19 protein-coding genes are annotated in these 20,212 nt (G+C 56.7%); 9 read left to right on the top strand and 10 right to left on the bottom strand.

Annotated features, from left to right (window positions below):
- The first annotated feature begins 17 nt into the window (after positions 1–17).
- The 7 genes from cuyA to cuyB all read left to right on the top strand — a co-directional run bounded on the left by cuyA (position 18) and on the right by cuyB (position 7,532).
- Complete coding sequence (gene cuyA, locus B6S09_RS09455; RefSeq protein WP_094278257.1) at positions 18–1,028, top strand: D-cysteate sulfo-lyase; 1,011 nt, start codon at positions 18–20, stop codon at positions 1,026–1,028.
- 85 nt (positions 1,029–1,113) lie between these two features.
- Positions 1,114–2,427, top strand: a complete 1,314-nt coding sequence (gene hisD, locus B6S09_RS09450; protein WP_094278256.1) for a histidinol dehydrogenase — start codon at positions 1,114–1,116, stop codon at positions 2,425–2,427.
- A gap of 41 nt (positions 2,428–2,468) precedes the next feature.
- Positions 2,469–3,689 carry a DegT/DnrJ/EryC1/StrS family aminotransferase gene (locus tag B6S09_RS09445; RefSeq protein WP_094278255.1) on the top strand — a complete coding sequence of 407 codons (1,221 nt, stop codon included), beginning with the start codon at positions 2,469–2,471 and terminating at the stop codon, positions 3,687–3,689.
- A gap of 15 nt (positions 3,690–3,704) precedes the next feature.
- The gene (locus B6S09_RS09440) at positions 3,705–4,742 is read left to right on the top strand and encodes a TRAP transporter substrate-binding protein (RefSeq protein ID WP_208321720.1); all 1,038 of its coding nucleotides are present in this window, start codon (positions 3,705–3,707) and stop codon (positions 4,740–4,742) included.
- A 105-nt stretch (positions 4,743–4,847) separates the two neighbouring features.
- Complete coding sequence (locus B6S09_RS09435; protein WP_094278254.1) at positions 4,848–5,450, top strand: TRAP transporter small permease; 603 nt, start codon at positions 4,848–4,850, stop codon at positions 5,448–5,450.
- A 21-nt stretch (positions 5,451–5,471) separates the two neighbouring features.
- On the top strand, positions 5,472–6,752 hold the full coding sequence (locus B6S09_RS09430; RefSeq protein WP_094278253.1) for a TRAP transporter large permease: 1,281 nt from the start codon (positions 5,472–5,474) through the stop codon (positions 6,750–6,752).
- 42 nt (positions 6,753–6,794) lie between these two features.
- The gene (gene cuyB / locus B6S09_RS09425; RefSeq protein WP_094278252.1) at positions 6,795–7,532 is read left to right on the top strand and encodes a cysteate racemase; all 738 of its coding nucleotides are present in this window, start codon (positions 6,795–6,797) and stop codon (positions 7,530–7,532) included.
- An 84-nt stretch (positions 7,533–7,616) separates the two neighbouring features.
- On the opposite strand, the gene B6S09_RS09420 is transcribed toward cuyB, so the two are convergent.
- The 7 genes from B6S09_RS09420 to typA all read right to left on the bottom strand — a co-directional run bounded on the left by B6S09_RS09420 (position 7,617) and on the right by typA (position 14,143).
- Positions 7,617–8,507: a bifunctional GNAT family N-acetyltransferase/hotdog fold thioesterase gene (locus tag B6S09_RS09420; protein ID WP_094278251.1), complete on the bottom strand. Its 891-nt coding sequence runs from the start codon at positions 8,505–8,507 to the stop codon at positions 7,617–7,619.
- Between the two features lie 71 nt (positions 8,508–8,578).
- Positions 8,579–9,016: a D-aminoacyl-tRNA deacylase gene (gene dtd / locus B6S09_RS09415; RefSeq protein ID WP_094278250.1), complete on the bottom strand. Its 438-nt coding sequence runs from the start codon at positions 9,014–9,016 to the stop codon at positions 8,579–8,581.
- Positions 9,013–9,972 (bottom strand): prolyl aminopeptidase, encoded by a 960-nt coding sequence (gene pip / locus B6S09_RS09410; RefSeq protein WP_094278249.1) that lies wholly within the window; start codon positions 9,970–9,972, stop codon positions 9,013–9,015. Before pip ends, dtd begins: the two co-directional genes overlap by 4 nt.
- Entirely contained in the window at positions 9,972–10,871 is a 900-nt protein-coding gene (locus B6S09_RS09405; RefSeq protein ID WP_416240416.1) for a virulence factor BrkB family protein, read from the bottom strand. Before B6S09_RS09405 ends, pip begins: the two co-directional genes overlap by 1 nt.
- Positions 10,872–10,979: 108 nt before the next feature.
- Positions 10,980–11,558, bottom strand: coding sequence for a YceI family protein (locus B6S09_RS09400; protein ID WP_094278247.1), 579 nt, complete (start codon positions 11,556–11,558; stop codon positions 10,980–10,982).
- A 26-nt stretch (positions 11,559–11,584) separates the two neighbouring features.
- Positions 11,585–12,085: a cytochrome b gene (locus B6S09_RS09395; RefSeq protein WP_094278246.1), complete on the bottom strand. Its 501-nt coding sequence runs from the start codon at positions 12,083–12,085 to the stop codon at positions 11,585–11,587.
- Positions 12,086–12,307: 222 nt separating this feature from the next.
- Complete coding sequence (typA, locus tag B6S09_RS09390) at positions 12,308–14,143, bottom strand: translational GTPase TypA (RefSeq protein WP_094278245.1); 1,836 nt, start codon at positions 14,141–14,143, stop codon at positions 12,308–12,310.
- A gap of 532 nt (positions 14,144–14,675) precedes the next feature.
- Between typA and glnA the strand changes: the two genes are divergently transcribed.
- Positions 14,676–16,085, top strand: a complete 1,410-nt coding sequence (glnA, locus tag B6S09_RS09385) for a glutamate--ammonia ligase (protein ID WP_094278244.1) — start codon at positions 14,676–14,678, stop codon at positions 16,083–16,085.
- Positions 16,086–16,423: 338 nt separating this feature from the next.
- Here the strand turns inward: glnA and B6S09_RS09380 are convergent, their stop codons facing one another.
- The 3 genes from B6S09_RS09380 to slyA are packed head-to-tail and all read right to left on the bottom strand — an operon-like array spanning position 16,424 to position 18,945.
- Positions 16,424–17,437 carry a DUF2955 domain-containing protein gene (locus B6S09_RS09380; protein ID WP_094278243.1) on the bottom strand — a complete coding sequence of 338 codons (1,014 nt, stop codon included), beginning with the start codon at positions 17,435–17,437 and terminating at the stop codon, positions 16,424–16,426.
- 12 nt (positions 17,438–17,449) lie between these two features.
- A complete protein-coding gene (locus B6S09_RS09375) occupies positions 17,450–18,499 on the bottom strand; it encodes an HlyD family secretion protein (protein ID WP_094278242.1) in 1,050 nt (349 codons plus the stop codon).
- Positions 18,499–18,945 (bottom strand): transcriptional regulator SlyA, encoded by a 447-nt coding sequence (slyA, locus tag B6S09_RS09370; protein ID WP_094278241.1) that lies wholly within the window; start codon positions 18,943–18,945, stop codon positions 18,499–18,501. Before slyA ends, B6S09_RS09375 begins: the two co-directional genes overlap by 1 nt.
- 215 nt (positions 18,946–19,160) lie before the next feature.
- On the opposite strand from slyA, the gene glnL reads away from it, so the two are divergent.
- Entirely contained in the window at positions 19,161–20,210 is a 1,050-nt protein-coding gene (gene glnL, locus B6S09_RS09365) for a nitrogen regulation protein NR(II) (protein WP_094278384.1), read from the top strand.
- The last annotated feature ends 2 nt before the right edge of the window (positions 20,211–20,212 follow it).

Here is a 20,212-nt window from a genome sequence, read left to right as displayed (position 1 = left end):
CGAAGAGGAATGTTAAAATGCATCTAGCTCGTTATCCCCGTCTGCATTTTGCTCACCTGGCCACTCCGCTGGAGCCGATGCATCAACTGACCAAGCTGCTGGATGGTCCGAACCTGTGGATCAAGCGTGATGATTGCACCGGCCTCGCCGGCGGCGGCAACAAGACCCGCAAACTGGAATTTCTGATGGCTGATGCTCTTGAACAGGGCGCCGATACCATCATCACTCAGGGTGCCACCCAATCCAATCATGCCCGCCAGACCGTGGCCATAGCCACCAAACTGGGTATGGAGTGCCACATTCTGCTGGAAGACCGCACCGGCTCCGCCGACGTTGACTACAACTACAACGGCAACGTCATGCTCGACCAGCTGTTCGGCGGCATGCTGCGCAAGTATCCGGGCGGCACCGACATGAACGCAGCCATGGAAGAGCTGGCCAGCGAGCTGAAGGCCGCCGGCAAAAAGCCCTACATCGTACCCGGTGGCGGTTCCAACGAAATCGGAGCCCTGGGCTATGTGAACTGTGCTCTGGAACTGCTGGGCCAGGCCAACGACACCGGTCTGCGCATTGATCACGTAGTTCACGCCACCGGCTCCGCCGGCACCCAGGCCGGCTTGGTGACCGGCCTGTCCGGCAGCAACAGCGGTATTCCGGTGCTGGGCATCGGCGTTCGTGTTCCCCGGGAGCAACAGGAAGCCAACGTGTTCCGTCTGGCCGAACGCACCGCCGAAAAGCTGGGCATTCCCGGTGCGGTCAAACGCGAAGACGTGGTGGCCAACTGCGACTACGTGGGTGAAGGCTACGGCATTCCCGCTCCCAGCACCCTGGAGGCCATCGAACTATTTGCCCGCCACGAAGGAATCCTGCTGGACCCGGTTTACTCCGGCAAAGGCGGAGCCGGTCTGATCGATCTGATCCGAAAGGGTCACTTTAAAAAGGATGAAAACGTGGTGTTCCTGCACACCGGTGGCGCCCAGGCGCTGTTCGGCTACCGTGATGCCTTTGGTTTCACCAAGTACGACTGATTTACCCGAACGGCCGGAAACGGCCGTTCCCCAACAGATGCTGTTGTCAGCCAGTTGGCGCGTTTAATTTTACAGGTGACATACCATGGAATATCTCAAGAGAGCGGCGGCGGAAAACGAAGTCGCACAGGAAGATGAGCGCATTCAGGGCGTGGTCAAGGAAATGCTGGCCAATATTCGTCGCAACGGTGAAACCGCCGTCCGTGAATACGCCAGACAGTTTGATAACTGGCAGGGTGACTTCGTGCTGTCGGAGCAGAAAAAGCTGGCTCTGATCGAGCAGGTGCCCCAGCAGGTCAAGGACGATATTGACTTTGCCCATCGCCAAATCAAGCGCTTCGCCGAGGCCCAGCGCGACAGCCTGACTTCCTTTGAAATCGAAACCGAAGAAGGCGTGCGCCTGGGTCAGCAGGTACTGCCTGTGCAGTGTGCCGGCTGTTACGTACCCGGTGGCCGCTACGCCCACGCCGCCTCGGCACTGATGAGCGTGGCCACAGCTAAGGCCGCCGGCGTGCCCTTTATCGTGGCTTGTTCACCGCCGCGGGGCGACAGCATCAACCCCGCTGTGGCCTACGCCATGCACGTGGCCGGTGCCGATGTAATCCTGGAAATGGGCGGCGTGCACGCCATCGCCACCATGGCCTATGGCCTGTTTACCAACCGCACTGCCGACATTCTGGTCGGTCCAGGCAATGCTTATGTGGCGGAAGCCAAGCGTATGCTGTTTGGCGAAGTGGGTATCGACGTCTTTGCCGGCCCAACCGAGTCGGCCATTATTGCCGACCACAACGCCGATCCCATGACCATTGCCGTGGATCTGGTGTCCCAGGCCGAGCACGGCCCCAACTCCCCGGTATGGCTGTTTACCGACAGCCGTGAGCTGGGCGAGAAAGTGCTGGAAATCATGCCTCATGTGATTGCCGACATGCCCAATGCCGATGTGTGCGAGGCGGCCTGGCGCGATCACGGTGTGGTAATCCTCGGCGACAGCCGGGAAGAAGTGGCCAAAGTCAGTGACGAGTGGGCCTGCGAGCACCTGCAGGTACTCGCAGAGGATCTGGAATGGTGGAAAGCCAACCTCAACAACTACGGTTCCCTGTTCCTGGGCGAAGGCAGCACCGTCTCTCACGGCGACAAGTGCTCCGGCACCAACCACATTCTGCCCACCAAGAAGGCGGCCCGCTACAGCGGTGGCCTGAACGTGCAGAAGTTCATGAAGGTGCTGACCTATCAGGAGCTGAGCGAAGACGCCAACCTGGTGTTCAGCGCCGCCGGCTCCCGCATTTCCCGCACCGAAGGCATGGAAGGCCACGCCCGCGCCTGTGACTGGCGCCTGCGCAAGTACTTCCCCGAAACCGAGTGGGATTTCCACGTTTACGATCAGAAACGTTATTGCTGAATGACACAGGCAGGTGCGCTCACCTGCCTTTGGGAGAAGTTATGACCACCTTCAACAAGTCTTTCACCCAGCAGGAAGCCATTCCCGATGCGGGCATTGAGCGGGCCTTGGAAGTGATGCGCAGCGGGCGTCTACACCGCTACAATTCCGCCGCCTGCGAGCCCACGGAAACCGAGCTACTGGAAAAGGAATTTGCCGACTATCAGGGCAGCCGCTACTGTCTGGCCTGCGCCTCGGGCGGTTATGCCCTGCATGTGGCCATGCGCGCAGTGGGCGTTAACCCGGGCGACAAGGTATTGTGTAATGCCTTTACCCTGGCGCCGGTGCCCGGTGCTATTCACAACGCCGGCGGCGTACCGGTGTTTGTGGAAACCACCGACGATTTCACCATCGATCTGGACGACCTCGAGAGCAAGGCCACCGCCGCTGACGTGCATTATTTGCTGCTGTCCCACATGCGCGGCCACCTGGCCGACATGGACCGACTGATGGCCATCTGCAATCGTCATGACGTGGTTGTGATCGAAGACTGCGCTCACACCATGGGCGCCAGCTGGAACGGAAAAAAGAGCGGCAGCTTTGGCCAGGTGGGCTGTTTCAGTACCCAGACCTACAAGCACATGAACTCCGGCGAAGGCGGTTTTCTGACCACCGACGACGACGAGGTCATGGCCCGGGCCATCATCTATTCCGGCTCCTACATGCTGTATGAGCGGCATCTGGCGGCGCCGCCAAAGGAAACCTTTGCACGTATTCGCTTTGAAACACCCAACTACAGTGGTCGCATGGACAACCTGCGCGCCGCCATTCTGCGCCCGCAGCTGGCCAATCTGGATAAGCAGTGCCGGCGCTGGAATGAGCTGTACCGGATAACCGAAGCAGGCCTGAAACAAATCCCCTGCATTCGCTTGCCGGAACGTCCCGAAGCCGAAGAGTTTGTCGCCAGCTCGATTCAGTTTGCCCTGCCGAATCAGAACGAAGCCGACATTCAGCGCTTTCTTAAGCGCTGCGACACGCGCGGCGTGCCGCTGAAGTGGTTCGGCGATGCGGATCCCAAAGGCTATACCAGCCGTTTCGACAGCTGGCGCTACCTGGGTGAGGCGCCATCATTGCCGCAAACCGAGCGGGTGCTGGCCACCATGTGCGACATGCGCCTGCCCCTGACCTTTGACGAAGCAGACTGCCGGCTGATTGTGCGGATTATTGCCGAAGTCTGTGACGAACTCTTTTTATCTGCCGAACCCGGCGCTCATTCGAGCTGAACAGGTTCCTGTTGCATGGAAGTCAAACCCGAAACCTACAGTGAGGTAAAGAATATGTTCTCCATGAAGAAAGTTGCCAAGTACCTGACCCTGTCCCTGGCCTGCGCGGCCACCGCCATGCCCATGCTGGCCAGCGCCAAGACCATGCGCCTGGGCATGGGTGACCCCATCGACTCGGATCAGGGCGCCTACGCCAGCCGCTTCAAGGATCTGGTGGAGTATTACTCCAACGGCGATATCAAGATCACCCTGTACCCCAACGGCGCCATCGGCTCGGAAACCGAAATGGTACAGAACGCCCGCCTTGGCTCCCTCGACCTGGCCCTGGTCGGCATCGGCAACGTCACCCCCTTCTCCAAGGAGCTGGGCATTCTGACCATGCCCTACGTGATCAAAAACTCCGCCGACGCGGTAAAAATCACCACCGGTCAGCTGGGGGATCACTGGAACCAGCTGGCGCAGAAGCAGGTCGGCGTTAACATTCTGGGGTGGACCTACTCCAACTTCCGCCACCTGACCAACTCCAAGCGTCCGGTCAAAAGCCTGGAAGACGTGCAGGGCCTGAAGATACGGGTACCGCAAAACCCCATCATGCTGGCCACCTGGAAGGCCTGGGGCGCCAACCCCATCGCCATGGCCTGGACCGAAACCTTTACCGCCCTGCAACAGCAGGTGGTGGATGGCCAGGATAACCCCTACATCGTAAACAACACCATGAAGTTCTACGAGGTACAGGACTACGTTACCGAGGTGCACCACCAGTACTCGCTGCAGCCGCTGCTGATCGGCAAGCGCACCTTTGACAAGCTCAGCGACGAAGATAAAAGCGTGCTGACCCGCGCCGGCCTGGAAGCCCAGCAACACGCCCTGATCTTCCAGATCTCCGAAGCCGACAAGGCCAAGCAGAATATGATCGACAATGGCATGGAAGTCTCAACCCTGGCAGACGAAGACCAGTGGATCCAGCTGGCCAAGGAAAAGGTCTGGCCCGAGTTCTACGACACCATCGGTGGCAAGGAAAACTTCGACGCCGTACTGGAACAGCTGAAGTAACGCTGTTGTTGAATGTAAGCAGACGGGTCTGATACCGGACCCACAAATACACAAAAGGGCGGCTGGCAGAGTCACCTGCCCCGCCTTCTTTGTTGGAGTCTTGCGATGCGTAAGCTGATTCTGCAGTTGGACAAGCTGGAAAATTACCTATGTCAGCTTCTGCTCTGCCTGTTCGTAGTGCTGCTGTTTGCACAGGTGATCCTGCGCGTGGTATTCAACTACGGAATACCCTGGAGTGAAGAGCTGTCCCGGTTTTCCTTTGTCTGGTTCGTGTTCCTGGGGGCCTCCTATGCCGCCCGGCTGTCGGCCCACAACCGGGTCACCTTTCACCTTCGAATGATGCCGCCCGGGCTGCGAAAAGGGGTCGAGCTGGTGGGGGATCTATTCTGGATTGCCTTCAACACCCTGATGACCCTGAAGAGCATCGAAGTGATCGAGTCGATGATGGAGTTTACCTTCTACTCGCCGGCGCTGGACTGGTCCATGGCCTATCTCTACATGATCTTTCCCATTTCGTTCACCCTGACCACCATTCGCATCATTCAGGTCAACTACCTGAAGCTGACCGGCACCACCTTTGACGATGTGGATGAGCCCAAGCTGGAAGAGATCGAGCAGAAAGCGGATTCGGTCACCAGGCCGAACAAAAACGAGTCATCCGGCAACCAGTCCGGCAAGACCACAAAAGGCAGAAACACCCTGGCTTGAGCGGGGTGAGAGGATTAAAAAATGACAGCTCCCATTATCTTGTTTGGCATGTTTTTCTTTCTGCTGCTGATCGGTGCCCCCATCGTCGTGGCCCTGGGTGCATCGGCCCTGAGCGTGTATCTGGCGGCAGGAGACGATTTCGTGTCCCTGGTGCAAACCGCCTGGAACGCCGTGGACTCCTTTCCCATCATGGCCCTGCCCGCCTTTATTCTGTCGGGCGCCCTGATGCAAAGCGCCGGCATTTCCCGCCGGTTGGTACATATTGCCGAGCTGATGGCCGGCCCCATGGCGGGTGGTCTGGGATTTTCCGCCATTCTGGCCAGCATGTTCTTTGGCGCCATCTCCGGCTCCGGCCCGGCCACCACCGCCGCCGTGGGCATGCTGATGATCCCCGCCATGGTGGATCGGGGTTACAGCCGCAGCTACTCGGCGGCACTGACTGCCTCCTCCGGTGGGCTGGGTGTGGTGATCCCGCCGTCCATTCCCATGGTGATTTACGGCGTGACCGCCAGCGAATCCATCACCAAGCTGTTTCTGGCCGGCATACTGCCGGGCATCATGCTGGCCGGTGGCCTGATGATCGCCAACTACACCATCAGCAAGAAAAAAGGCTATACCGGTAGCCCCGAGCGTCAGCCCGGTGAACTGCGCAAGGCCTGCCGTGAAGGCATCTGGGCCATACTGGCACCGGTGGTCATCCTGGGCGGTATCTACTCAGGGCTGTTTACCCCCACCGAGGCAGCAGTGGTGTCGGTGTTCTACACCCTGTTTGTGGGTATCTTCATTCACAAGGAGCTGAAACTGGATGGTTTCAAGGAGTCCCTGAACTCCACTACCTGGCTCACCGGCCGCGTGCTGATCATCATGTTCACCGCCACCGCTTTTGGCCGTATTCTGGTGGAGAACGACATTCCGGGCATGATTGCCGCCGGTCTGCTGGACATGACCAACAGCCTACCGCTGATCTGGGTGATCGTCATTGCCTTCCTGATCTTTGTCGGCATGTTTCTGGAGACCCTGGCCACCATCATGATCGTCACCCCGGTATTGCTGCCGGTAATGGTCAGCCTGGGCGTCGATCCCATTCATTTTGGTGTGGTGCTGGTGTGCTGCTGTGAAATCGGCTTCTCCACGCCGCCCCTGGGTGAAAATATGTTTATCGGCTCCAGTATTGCCAAAGTGTCCATTGAGGAAATTTCGGTCAAGGCCCTGCCCTTTGTGCTGGTGGAAATCCTGGTGGTCATGCTGCTGGCCTTCTTCCCGGATCTGACCCTGTGGCTGCCCAACCTGTTTGGCTACTGATGCGGTCGTAGCTGCTTAACCGATTGTTGAATGGAAAAAAACATGGAAAAAGAAAAATCTGTAGGCGTGATTGGCGGTATGGGACCGGAAGCCACCGTTGATCTGATGCACCGCGTGATTGCCCTGACCCCAGCGGCGGATGATGCTGACCACATTCATATGCTGGTCGACAACAACCCAAAGGTACCGTCCCGTATCAAGGCACTGATTGAGGGCACTGGTGAAAGCCCGGGCCCCTTTATGGCGGAGATGGCGCGAGGGCTGGAACGAGCGGGTGTGGATTTCCTGGTGATCCCCTGCAACACCGCCCACATGTACCATGCCGAGGTGGCCGAGGCGGTGCGCATTCCGGTGATAAACATTCTGGATGTGACGGTGCGCCAGGTACTGGAACGCCACCCCAACATCAAGAAGGTAGGCCTGCTGGCATCGACCGCGGTGGAAATGACCCGGCTGTACCATGAAAAGTTTGCCCAGAAAGGCGTGCGGGTGCTGTTTCCGGAGGCAGACCTGCAGCATGACGTCATGGCCCTGATCCGAGAGGTCAAGGCCAAGAACTATAACTTCGACTCCCTGACCCGCTACAACACGGCGGCCACGGCACTGAAGACCCAGGGAGCCGAGTGCCTGATCCTGGCCTGCACCGAGCTGTCGGTGATTGCCGACAAGCTGGTGTCGGATATTCCGGTATACGATGCCTCCCAGTTGTTGGCTGAGCATATCGTCGACCAGGTCAAGGGCGAGCACAAGCACGTAAAATCGGCACTGAGCGAGCACTGATCGGGCTGGCGTCCTGTCCCACGCCATCAAACAAAAAAAGAAGGGCTGCCGCCCTTCTTTTTTATATCCGCTTTATGTCCACAATCAGTGAGTCAGGATCACATAGCGGCCGGTAAACAGGGCGGCACGGTTACTCCCGCTGTAGAGGGTCACACTAAGCTCCACCTTGACCCGCTCGCCCCGGGCCAGAGGCTGCAGCTGGTCACGCAGCCGGCCCGACACTTCCGCGACCGGTTCGTCCCACACCGGGGTCAGATACTTGATGTCACCGCTGCTCTGCACAATATCGCCACTCAGACCATATTCCTGCATCTGCAGCCAGATCAGCCCCCAGCCGGTCAGCACACACTGACTGTAGATACTGCCGGCAAACATGGATTCGTGCAGGTTGAGGTTGGCGGTGAGATTGGCCTGGGTTCTGAGCTTGCTGCCCGTGTACTGAATAATTTTCACCCCCATCTTTTCACTGATGGGAATGCGCCGGTGCCAATGCCGCTGCAGTTCGTCGCACAATTCAGGCCGGTGGCTGATCTGATGAATAGGAGTCAGCGCCTTGATCATCTGCCGGTGTGGGATTTTGCCAAAGCTGATCGGACCTTCCCCTACCACGGTAAAGCCGCAGTGAGTATAGAAAGCCACCGCTTCCTCCCGCGCGTTCATCACCAGACGATGTACCCCCTGTTGCCGGGCAACCTGCTCCAGTGCCAGCACCATGCGTGAACCAAGACCACGGTCCCGGCACTCGGGGATAACCGACATAAAGCGGATCTGGGCTTCATCACCGCTAACATACAAACGACCCACCGCGATCAGTTTTCCGGCGTCGTCCACCATCATGCGGTGATGGGCATATTCGTCAAACTCGTCTCTTTCCGAGCCCTTGGGCTGCTGCCAGGGTTTGCGCAACAATTGCCAGCGCAGCTGATAATAGGCTTCCAGTTCCGCTTCCGTTTGCGGGGTGACCACACGATACATGGTCTGCTCCTGTTATGGTTTCAGTGAATAGAGGAATGCCGGGCGGACACAGGCCCTGAAGAATTGCAGGCTTACGCCTGCAGCCAAAAGGTCACCGGGCCGTCGTTGATCAGGCCAACCTGCATGTCGGCAGCAAAACGGCCCGATTCCACCGGTACGCCCTGATCCCTGGCCGCCATCAGAAAATAATCGTACCAGTATTCGGCATCTGCCGGTGCCGCACCACGGGAAAAGCTGGGTCGAAGACCACTGTTGGTGTCGGCGGCCAACGTGAACTGAGACACCACCAGCAGACTGCCACCAGCCTGGCGAACATTGAGGTTCATTTTACCATTCTCATCGGGGAACACGCGATAGCCAAGCACTTTGGACAGCAGCTTGTCGGCTTTGCTCTTGTCATCGTCGCGCTCCACGCCCAGCAACACCAGCAAACCGGGGCCAATGGCCCCCACCCGTTCGCCAGCGATGGTGACACTGGCCTCACTCACTCTTTGTATCAGGGCTATCATTGTACAGCCAGCTCCTTTGCCATGTGATCGGTGGCTTTGATCAGGGCATCAATGATACCCGGTTCAAAGGCCGAATGCCCGGCACCGGGCACAATTTGCAAGCGGAGCTCAGGCCAGCAGGACGCCAGAGTGGCGGCAGCGGCGGGTTTACAAATAGCATCATAGCGGCCATGTACCAGAATAGCAGGCAGCGAGCGTACCCGTTCTATACCCTCAACAATGTGGTTTTCTTTTAAAAAGCAGTCATTTACAAAGTAGTGGCATTCCAGGCGGGACAGCGCCAGTGCACTGTGAGCTTCACCATAATAACTGTCGGCATCGTTACGGGGCAATAACGTGGAAATACGCCCTTCCCAGATGGCCCAGGCCCGGGCGGCATTAAGACGAGCCAGCTCGTTGTCGCTGGTCAGCAGCCGATAATAACGATTCAGCAAGTCATCGGTATTCCCTTCAAGGGGCACCAGAAAGTCCCGGTAATAATCGGGGAACAGCTGAGCGGCACCGCCTTCAGGCTGATACAACCAGTGCAGATCCTGCTGCCGCCCCAGAAATAATCCTCGCAACACCAGGCCCAGCACACTCTCAGGGTGCTCAATGGCATAACACAGCCCCAAGGTCGAACCCCAGGAACCCCCGAAGACAAGCCAGCGCTCAATACCCAAGGTGATACGAATTTGCTCCATATCGGCAATCAGCGCCTGGGTATTGTTGTCAGCAAGCTCGGCATGGGGCCTGGACTGACCGGTACCGCGCTGATCAAACAAAATAATGCGATAGCACTCAGGGTCAAAAAAACGCCGGTGTTCAGGGCTGACCCCGGCACCCGGGCCGCCGTGTACCACTACCACCGGAATACCCAGTGGATTTCCACTTTCTTCTACATACAGCTGATGCAGGTCAGATACCTGCAGCCACTGCCCGGCATTGCTCGCGATGGCGGGATAAAGAGTGCGCATCAGTCTGGGCCCTCATTGTCGTTATCATCTTCAAAGCTTAGTCCGCGGCTGTGCTCATAATCTCCCAGACTGGCGGTCAGTTCAGCACCAAACAGGGCAATCATCCAACTGAAGTATACCCATACAAACAAAATGGGAATGGTCGCCAAAGCACCATAAATAGCCTGGTAAGACGGGAACTGAGTGATATAAAAGGCAAAGGCGCGCTTGGCAATTTCAAACAGCACCGCCGCTACCAGCCCGCCCACAATCGCATGGCTGAAACGTACCCGTTTATTGGGTACCACCATGTAGAACACCACAAACATCAGTGTAGAAAGCAAAAATGGCAGCATACCCAGCAACCAGGCGCCCACACCAAAAAAACTGTCCCCCTGGAATAACTGCATGGACGTAATATAAGACGTCACTGCCAGGCTGGCTCCCGCCAGAATAGGCCCCAGCGTCAGTATCATCCAGTACGTGGAAAAAGCCACCGACCAGCGCCGTTTCTGGCTGACTCGCCAGATGTGATTGAAATTCTCGTCAATGGCCGAAATCAGCAGCATGGCGGTCACTGCCAGTGCCGCCACCCCAATGGCGGTGGTTTTGGATGCGTTATCGATAAAGCCCTGAATGTTCTTTTGCACCACATCACCAGCCGCCGGCACAAAGTTACTGAACACAAAGTTCTGAATGGTTTCACGCAGCTCGGCAAACATGGGGAAAGCCGACATCATGGCAAACACCACCGCCAGCATGGGCACCAGCGACAGCAGGCTGATATAAGTAAGATAACCGGCGGTAATTTTCAGCCGGTCCTGCTGCATACGCTTCAGCACAAACAGAGTGAAGTCCACTCCATGAGCACGCATAAAACGTAAGCGATGCCCAATTCGGGCGACAACCTGGGTCATGATGCATCCTGTTTACGGCAAGTGAATGTTTATTGTGACAAATTTGAGCCCCAAATGAAAAACCGCCCGGCCTTTCGGCTGAGCGGCGATCACAGAATGCCTGTTATTTAATTACTTGCGTACGCCTTCCAGATGTACTTCCAGATAAACCGTCGCGGCAGCCGGTCCAAGGTCATAATCAATCCCGAAGTCGGCCAGCTTTACTTCCATCTCCCCTTCAAAGCCACGACGAAAACCACCCCAGGGATCGTCACCGGCGCCCACCTGCTCAATTTCAAACTCTACCGGCTTGGTCACACCGTGCAGGGTAAGATCACCCTTCACCACATATTCACCCTCATCATCGTCTTTGGTCACACTGGTACTTTTGAAGGTCGCTTCCGGAAACTTGCTGACATCCAGAAAGTCATCACTGCGAATATGACGGTCACGCTCACCATGGTTAGTATCGATGCTGGCGGTTTTCACCGTGATGTCCACGCTGTTATTGGCTGCGTTGTCCTCATCAAAAACAAAGTTACCGCTGAAATCATTAAAACGACCCACAATCCAGCTGTATCCCAGATGATTAATTTTAAAGTTGACCGAGGCATGCATGCCCGGGGTATCAATGGAGTAATTCTCGGCGGCGGCAAAGACCGGTGAAGCAGAAACAGCCAGCAAGGCGGTAGCAATAACTGTTTTTTTCATGTTTTTCTCCTTGGTTCAGAATAGTTTTACAGCATACGCCGCAAGGTCTGGTCCCGATCAAGCCAGTGATGCTTGAATGCAGCCAGTGCGTGCAGACCCGCCAGGCCAATCAGCGACCAGGCACACACTTCATGAATCAGGCCAGCCACATCTTCCTGGTTTTCAAAAGCAGTAAATAAGGCAGGAATATCGAACCAGTCAAAAAAGGATGCTGGTCTGTTATCGGAAGTAGCCACCAGATATCCGCTGATAAACAGTCCGAACAGCAGCAAATAAAGCATCCAGTGCATCAGATGGGCCAGGCGCTGCTCCCAGGCCCGATGGCTGGCAAGCGGCGTTGGTGAAGCGGTGAACCAGCGATTCAGCAAGCGCAGCAGAATAAGTCCGGCAAGCAGAAAACCGACACTTTTATGCCAGTAAGGCAGTACCTGATAAAGCGGATCGTAATAGCCCAGATTACGCATCCATAATCCAACACCGAACAGACCGAACACCAGCAGGGCCGTCATCCAGTGTAAAAGGCGCATTGTAATTGAATATTTCTGCATAGCTTGACCCTCTTATAACCCCTTATAAAAGAGGCATTCTCAACTGTGCATGATAATTAATCGCAAGTCTAATGTCTTTTACCACAAATCAAAGCAACCTTTACTGGTTCTGAGATTCAAATAATTTGAATAAGAGAAGGACTTGAAGGCGGGCACAAAAAAGGACGCCGAAGCGCCCTTTAGTGTTGTTCACGAATGCGATCAGGCGCGGCTGGCACGCTTGCGATCGTTTTCGGTCAGCAGTTTCTTGCGAATACGAATGTTGTTCGGGGTCACTTCCACCAGCTCATCGTCATCGATGAACTCGAGTGCGCGCTCCAGGCTCATTTTGATCGGCGGCACCAGGGTCAGCGCCTCATCGGTGCCGGCGGCACGAATGTTGGTCAGCTGCTTGCCCTTGAGGCAGTTTACGGTCAGGTCGTTGGAGCGGTTGTGAATACCGATCACCATGCCTTCGTACACTTCGGTGGCGTGTTCGATGAACAGGCGGCCGCGCTCCTGCAGGTTGAACAGGGCGTAGGCCAGGGCCTTGCCGGTGGCGTTGGAGATCAGCACGCCGTTGTTGCGCTGGCCGATGTTGCCACCCTTGTGCGGACCGTAGTGGTCAAAGGTGTGGTACATCAAACCGGAGCCGGAGGTCAGGGTCATGAACTCGGTCTGGAAGCCGATCAGGCCCCGAGCCGGCACCATGAAGTCGATGCGCACGCGACCCTTGCCGTCCGGTACCATGTTGGTCATCTCGGCCTTGCGCTCACCCAGCTTCTCCATCACGGAGCCCTGGCTGTCTTCTTCCACGTCCACGGTCAGGGTTTCGAAAGGCTCTTGCAGCTCGCCATTCTCTTCGCGCAGGATTACCTCAGGGCGGGAAACCGCCAGTTCGAAGCCTTCGCGACGCATGTTCTCGATCAGGATGCCCAGGTGCAGTTCACCCCGGCCGGATACGCGGAACTTGTCGGGGTCACCGGTTTCTTCCACCCGCAGAGCCACGTTGTGCACCAGCTCCTGGGTCAGACGCTCGAGAATGTTACGCGAGGTCACAAACTTGCCGTCCTTGCCGGCGAAGGGGGAAGTGTTGACCTGGAAGGTCATGGTCACAGTGGGCTCGTCCACGGACAGCGGCGGCAGCGCTTCAACGGCACCGGCGGCACACACGGTGTCGGAGATCTTCAGCTCGCCCAGGCCGGTAATGGCCACGATGTCGCCGGCGCTGGCTTCGGTCACGTCGTGACGCTGCAGGCCCAGGTAACCCATAACCTGGCCGACCTTGCCGTTGCGGGTCTTGCCGTCGGCGCCGATCACGGTGACCTGCTGGTTCACCTTGACGGTACCGCGCTTGATGCGGCCCACACCGATAACACCCACGTAGGAGGAGTAGTCGAGCTGGGAGATCTGCATCTGCAGGGTGCCTTCCGGATCTGCATCGGGGGTCGGTACCTGGTCGATGATGGTCTGGAACAGGGCAGTCATATCTTCGGCCGGCTCATCGGCGTCGAGAGAGGCCCAGCCGTTCAGGCCGGAGGCGTACACTACCTGGAAGTCGAGCTGGTCGTCGGTGGCACCCAGGTTGTCGAACAGGTCAAACACCTGATCCATTACCCAGTCAGGGCGGGCACCGGGTTTGTCCACCTTGTTGATGATCACGATAGGCTTCAGGCCCTGAGCAAATGCCTTCTGGGTCACAAAGCGGGTCTGTGGCATGGGACCTTCCTGAGCATCCACCAGCAGCAGTACCGAGTCAACCATGGACATAACCCGCTCTACTTCGCCGCCAAAGTCGGCGTGCCCGGGAGTGTCCACGATGTTAATGCGGTATTCCTGTCCCTCGGGAGAGGTCCAGCGAATGGCAGTGTTCTTGGCCAGGATGGTAATACCGCGCTCGCGCTCGATATCGTTTGAATCCATAACCCGCTCTTCGGCTTCACCGCGGCTTTCCAGAGTGCCGGACTGCTGCAGCAGCTTGTCAACCAGGGTAGTCTTACCGTGGTCAACGTGCGCGATAATGGCAATGTTTCTCAAGTTACTGATTTCAGATGACATTAATTTCTTTCGCTCGCATATTTTTGAGGCAGGCACAGGCGGTGCGACCGCTCTCAGAGGATGTCCGGCGCCAACAATTGCAGCGGACCCGAATAAAAGGGGCTGCAAATTGTACATGCTTTAGCCGCCCCAACATATTATTTTCTTGTTTTTTCATGCCGACGATGGCCGGTACAGCTGGCGCCCGTAACGTCAGGCTGAATATGAGGGTAGCTCCACATAATGACGTGCGCTTGAATGAGATTAAAACGGACCCGAAAAGATCCTTACCGTCATCTATGAATGATATTATGCATCGATAACACGGGCTGGTCCGGTATGCACCAGAATGACGCACATCAATGATGGCGCACTAAAAAGATCCGCGCATGCACTAAACTGGTGCATGACGATTCGCGTGCCATGCAGTATCACAGCACAAAGCTCTTAAATAACAAAGCTTTACAAAGATGGCACAGTTTTAGCTTAGTAGATGGCAACTGATGAATTTGTTCATCAGACCCTGGATGTTAATTTTTGGAGGTCGAAACCCATGTCAATTGAAACCGTAATGGACATGATCAAGGAACACGATGTCAAATTCATCGATATGCGCTTTACCGATATCAAGGGTAAGGAGCAGCACATCAGCCTGCCAGTAGGCCAGGTAAACGATGACTTCTTTGAAGAAGGCAAAATGTTTGACGGTTCATCCATGACTGCATGGAAGACCATTCACGAATCCGACATGGTGCTGATGCCCGATCCGTCCACCGCTGTGATGGATCCGTTCACCGAAGACGCTACCCTCAACATCCGTTGCGATGTGCTGGAACCTGCCACCATGCAAGGCTACGACCGGGATCCGCGCTCCATCGCCCGCCGCGCCGAGGAATACCTGGTGTCCACCGGCATCGCCGATACCGTACTGATCGGTCCCGAGCCGGAATTCTTCATGTTCGACGACGTACGCTTCCAGACCGACATGTCTGGCAGCTTCTTCAAAATTGATGACCAGGAAGCCAAATGGAACTCTGGCCGCGACTATGAAGAAGGCAACAAGGGTCACCGTCCGGGCGTGAAGGGCGGCTACTTCCCGGTAGCTCCTATCGACTCTTCTCACGACATCCGTTCCGCCATGTGTCTGGTAATGGAAGAGATGGGCCTGGTGGTAGAAGCTCACCACCACGAAGTGGCCACCGCCGGTCAGAACGAGATTGCCTGCAAATTCAACACCCTGACCAAAAAGGCCGACGAGATCCAAATCTACAAGTACGTGGTACACAACGTGGCCCACGCCTTTAACAAGACCGCGACCTTTATGCCCAAGCCGCTGGTAGGCGACAACGGCTCCGGTATGCACGTGCACCAGTCTCTGGGCAAGAACGGTGAAAACCTGTTCTCCGGCGACCTGTACGGCGGCCTGTCTGAAATGGCACTGTACTACATCGGCGGTATCATCAAGCACGCCCGTGCCCTGAACGCCATCACCAACCCGGCGACCAACTCTTACCGTCGTCTGGTGCCCGGATTTGAAGCCCCGGTCATGCTGGCCTATTCTGCCCGTAACCGCTCAGCCTCCATCCGGATCCCGCTGGTAGGTTCACCCAAAGCCCGTCGCATCGAGACCCGCTTCCCGGATCCGGCCGCCAACCCCTACCTGTGCTTTGCCGCACTGCTGATGGCCGGCCTGGACGGTATTCAGAACAAGATCCACCCGGGCGATGCCATGGACAAGGATCTGTACGACCTGCCGGCCGAAGAGGCCGCCGAGATCCCGACCGTGGCCACCTCGCTGGACGATGCCCTGGATAATCTGGACAAAGACCGCGAATTCCTGACCCGTGGCGGTGTGTTCTCCGACGAGTTCATTGATGCCTACATCAAGTATAAGCGCAAGGAAACCGAGGTCATCAACATGGCGGTTCACCCGCTGGAGTTTGACCTGTACTACTCCGTGTAAACTGAAAACTTGAAGTAAAAAAGCCCGGGAAACCGGGCTTTTTTGTTTTTGTCGGTCAGTACATAATTAGTCAATAAGGTACTGTTCTTGTGGAACAAGAACGTCTGGCCCGGCGTAATGCGAAGCAGCAGCGTGGTTGCGCTACGCCGATACGCAGCGTAGCCCCCATGGGGCGAGCTTGCTCTCCGTAACGAGATGTTTCAGCCCGACCGAACATCCAATGAATGTTCGCAGTGGGTTGAAGTATTGAGTGGTATACCATCTCGGCGTTCCGCAGAAGCAGTGCTTTTTTGCCGACGAGTTTGCACGGCCTAACAGACAGGTCAGAGACTTCCCGCTTATAAAATCTGATGCCGGGTAGATGGAAACAGATTGAGCAGCTTATGTACCAGATACACGCAGCACAAGGTGGTAAGAATCGCCACGGTCATCGAACTCATGCGATAAAGGGCGCTGAACACCAGATCATGTTCCGGCGACACATACTGACCGAACAGTATGCCCACCGTGGTAAGTCCGGCAAAGCCCACCCCGGGCATGGCCTCACGGGCATGAAGGCGGGCAAACACCATGGTACAAATCCAGAACGCCAGACCCAGTAACAGCAGGTTGTGATAATGGTCATACAGTATCAGCTGAAATAGCAGGCCCGCCGAGCACCCCAGCAAAGTGCCGATGCAACGGGCCCGTCCCGATACCACGGCACCGGCAAAACTCATGGGAAACAGCACCAGTACTGTCGCCACCTGAGCCGACAGTGAATCCACCAGATTCACGGTTTGGAACACTACAAAACTGAGAGTAGCCACAATTGCCCCCAGCAGGGTCTGATGGCGCAATACATTATCGCTTTTCTCCGGCAGCGCCCGGACCACAGGGGACTCACGGTCAGGAAGCCATACATAAAGCACCGCAGCCACCGCTACCGACAGACAGGACGCCACTATGTTGCTGGCGGCCATGTCGGCCAGATGATACTGAGGATAGCTGGCAAAGTGCAGCATAATGCTCAGGCTGACGCAGCCGCTGGCACCAAACAGCATCAAGGGGCCCTGCGCCATCAGCCTGAAACGCCATAAAAACAGCAGAAACACCACCACCACATACGCCGGTGGCCAGTGTCCCAGCAGGCCGGGCAGCAGCATTACCTCCAGCGAGGTCAGCACCGAGGAACCAATAAACTGTAATATCACAAAGCGGTTCAGCACCGGCACCATGCCCAGCAGCAGCATCGGATAAACGGTAAAAAACACCCCCATCTGCCAATCCATGACCTTGGCGGTCAGCATCCCCAGAGTGCTGCCCAGCGCAATGCGCAGACAGCCCCTCAGTTTGTCATCGGTAAAGGTCATAGCCGCACCCCATTAATAGAGATAACGGAACTGACTGACCAGCCACAGCTGGATCCACCCCAGACCGTGCAGCCAGCTGCCGGCTTCAGGAAATAACTGCACCGTGGCCCGTGCGCCGGTGGCCAGCGCCGGTACCGGCTCATCAAGGGCAACATGCACCCGCAGCCGCTGGGCATCCCGCACCCAGCGATCGGAGTTTTCAGGCTGCACCAACTGACCGTCGGCCTGCTGCTGGCCCTGGCGTACGCCGCTGTCGATGCTGCTGACATGGCCATTAAAAATACGCCCGGGCAGGGCGTCGAACACCACGCCCACCCGGGTGCCTGTGCGCACATGGCGCAGGCTTTTCTCGCGCAGATCGGCAGTGACCGTCAGTTCATTGGAAATCAGTGCCATTAAAGGCTGACCGGCTCTGGCCTGCACCCCTTCCTGCAGTTGCAGGTTACCAATGCGTCCTCCGACCTCCGCCGTTACCTGCGTACGTTCCAGCGATAACTTTGCCTGTTCAAACGCGTTTTCAGCCTGCTTATTAGTCAGCTCTACCGCCGCCAGCGCCTGCAGCGCCTCCTGCTGGCGGGCTTCAGCCGCTTTCAGGGCACTGCCGGCCTGTTGCGCCAGGTTACGGGCCTGTTCAGCCTGTTGTACCGACATATGACCCAGACGATGCAGGCGTTCCATTCGGCTGGCCTCACGAGATAACTCCTGCGCCCGCAGGCGGACCTGCTCCATTTCAGCCTGAATGGTATTCATGGCCGCCTGCTGACGCTCCATATCGGCAGTCGCAAGTTGTTGTTGCAGACTGGCCCGTTCCAATGCCAGCTGGTAGTCGGTCTCATCCAGCGCAAACAGCAACTCACCGGCGACCACGGACTGGTTATTGCTCACCGCCACACGGGCCACCTGCCCTTCCACCCGCGGTGCCACCGGCAGCACCGACCGGTATGCCTGAGCCTGAGGCGTCATGGGAACATAGTTGTCGATCAACACGAAATATACCAGCAGCGTCCCAAAGGCGACCAAAGCGAGACGTACCCAGCGGTTAAAACTTTGCTCCGCGTTCATTAGTTCCTCTCTTTATCGCTTAACTGTTCGCTCATTCTGCGCAGGTTGCCACCAATATGGTTCACCATACGTTCCAGCTCGGCCAGCTCGGCCTCACTCAGGCCATCCAGTACCTGCTGCCGCGTATGCGCCAGCACGGCATCCATTTCCGATAATAGCGGGGTCACCGCCGGAGTAAGATGAACGGTTTTACTCCGGCGATCATTGGCACAGGGCCGCCGCTCCACCAGCCCCAACTGCTCCAGACCATCCAGGGTCCGGACCAGAGAAGGACTTTCAACACCGATACTGCGGGCCAGCCGGTGCTGCTGTATACCATTTTCCTGCTGCAAGTGGGTCAGGGTGATCCAGCGGCTTTGCGTCAGTCCGAGCGGCCTGAGGCGCTCATCATTAATCAGCCGCCATTGGCGAACCAGACTTGCCAGCGTCATACCCAATGTCTTCATGAACACCCCCAATTAATTAGCTAGCTAATTATATTCTGGCTATCTATCTATGCAACAATATCAACTGCAGACAGGCAAGGTTTTTGCAGCGAAGAATGATATCCCGTCATGTCAGTGAGAAGTTCTCTGCAGATGCACCATTATGTGGCACCACACTTCATGAACTACACTGATTGCACTATATTGGTGCACACTGTTTGAGTAAGGGCGAAAACGTGAATAACCGGATTAATATTCAAACCATTATCGACAGCCAGCTCACGGCGGTGCTGGTGGTGGACAGCGAGCTGGTGGTGCACTTCGCCAACACCGCTGCCGAGCAATTGCTGACCCTGAGCAAACGCCGGCTGCAGGACGCCCGGCTGGATCAGGTGGTGGAAGACATTTCCCTTGATATGCGCCGTATTCAGCGTTGCATTGAACTTGAACAGAGCTTTACCAATAGCGAAGTCCAGATAGTGATCGACGGTCTGCCCCGCTGGGTTGATGTGAGTGTCACCGCTTTTACCCTGAACAAACGCACTCTGGCACTGATGGAGCTGAGGCTGATTGATCAGCAAAAAAAAATCAGCCAGGAGCTGCAGCAACGCGCACAGCAGCAAGCAGCCCGGGAACTGGTTCGCGGCCTGGCCCACGAGATTAAAAACCCGCTTGGCGGCCTGCGCGGCGCAGCCCAGCTGCTGGAGCGGGAACTGGAAAAAGAAGAACTGAAGGAGTTCACTCACCTGATCATTGCCCAGGCCGATCGTCTGCGTAACCTGGTCGATCGTCTGCTCGGCCCCCAGCGTCCGGGCAAACAGGAAGTAATTAATCTGCATTCGGTACTGGAGCAGGTACGCCGGCTCGTCAGCATGGACATAGCCCCGGGTATTAGTCTTTCCCGGGATTATGATCCCAGTATTCCCGATCTGGAAGCCGATCCGGAACAACTGCAACAGGCCTTTCTCAATATGGTGCGCAATGCAGTGGAGGCCCTGGGAAATCACGGTCATATCACCATTCGCACCCGCACTGCCTTCCAGGTGATGTTACAGGGCAAGCGCTACCGGCTGGCCGCCGAGGTGCGTATTATCGACGATGGCCCCGGCATTCCCGCCGCCCTGCATGACACCCTGTTCTATCCCATGGTCACCGGCAGGGAGGGCGGCACCGGACTGGGACTGTCCATTGCACAGGAGCTGATCCATCAGCATCGTGGCCGCATTGAATGCCAGAGCCGGCCAGGCCATACCGAGTTTATTATTTATCTGCCGTTACGACGATAGGA

The organism is Oceanimonas baumannii (assembly GCF_002245495.1).
GTDB lineage: Bacteria > Pseudomonadota > Gammaproteobacteria > Enterobacterales > Aeromonadaceae > Oceanimonas > Oceanimonas baumannii.
Note: the sequence above shows the minus strand (reverse complement) of the source record. Positions and strands in the feature narration are given on the sequence as shown.

Coding starts and splice junctions, on each gene's coding strand:
- B6S09_RS09395 (WP_094278246.1), bottom strand. CDS start 12,085: ATGCGCCTTTTACACTGGATGACGGCCCTGCTGGTGTTCGGTCTGTTC.
- glnA (WP_094278244.1), top strand. CDS start 14,676: ATGTCAATTGAAACCGTAATGGACATGATCAAGGAACACGATGTCAAA.
- B6S09_RS09420 (WP_094278251.1), bottom strand. CDS start 8,507: ATGTATCGTGTGGTCACCCCGCAAACGGAAGCGGAACTGGAAGCCTAT.
- B6S09_RS09440 (WP_208321720.1), top strand. CDS start 3,705: ATGGAAGTCAAACCCGAAACCTACAGTGAGGTAAAGAATATGTTCTCC.
- B6S09_RS09375 (WP_094278242.1), bottom strand. CDS start 18,499: ATGAACGCGGAGCAAAGTTTTAACCGCTGGGTACGTCTCGCTTTGGTC.
- hisD (WP_094278256.1), top strand. CDS start 1,114: ATGGAATATCTCAAGAGAGCGGCGGCGGAAAACGAAGTCGCACAGGAA.
- typA (WP_094278245.1), bottom strand. CDS start 14,143: ATGTCATCTGAAATCAGTAACTTGAGAAACATTGCCATTATCGCGCAC.
- B6S09_RS09380 (WP_094278243.1), bottom strand. CDS start 17,437: ATGACCTTTACCGATGACAAACTGAGGGGCTGTCTGCGCATTGCGCTG.
- B6S09_RS09435 (WP_094278254.1), top strand. CDS start 4,848: ATGCGTAAGCTGATTCTGCAGTTGGACAAGCTGGAAAATTACCTATGT.
- slyA (WP_094278241.1), bottom strand. CDS start 18,945: ATGAAGACATTGGGTATGACGCTGGCAAGTCTGGTTCGCCAATGGCGG.
- dtd (WP_094278250.1), bottom strand. CDS start 9,016: ATGATAGCCCTGATACAAAGAGTGAGTGAGGCCAGTGTCACCATCGCT.
- pip (WP_094278249.1), bottom strand. CDS start 9,972: ATGCGCACTCTTTATCCCGCCATCGCGAGCAATGCCGGGCAGTGGCTG.
- cuyA (WP_094278257.1), top strand. CDS start 18: ATGCATCTAGCTCGTTATCCCCGTCTGCATTTTGCTCACCTGGCCACT.
- B6S09_RS09445 (WP_094278255.1), top strand. CDS start 2,469: ATGACCACCTTCAACAAGTCTTTCACCCAGCAGGAAGCCATTCCCGAT.
- B6S09_RS09430 (WP_094278253.1), top strand. CDS start 5,472: ATGACAGCTCCCATTATCTTGTTTGGCATGTTTTTCTTTCTGCTGCTG.
- cuyB (WP_094278252.1), top strand. CDS start 6,795: ATGGAAAAAGAAAAATCTGTAGGCGTGATTGGCGGTATGGGACCGGAA.
- B6S09_RS09400 (WP_094278247.1), bottom strand. CDS start 11,558: ATGAAAAAAACAGTTATTGCTACCGCCTTGCTGGCTGTTTCTGCTTCA.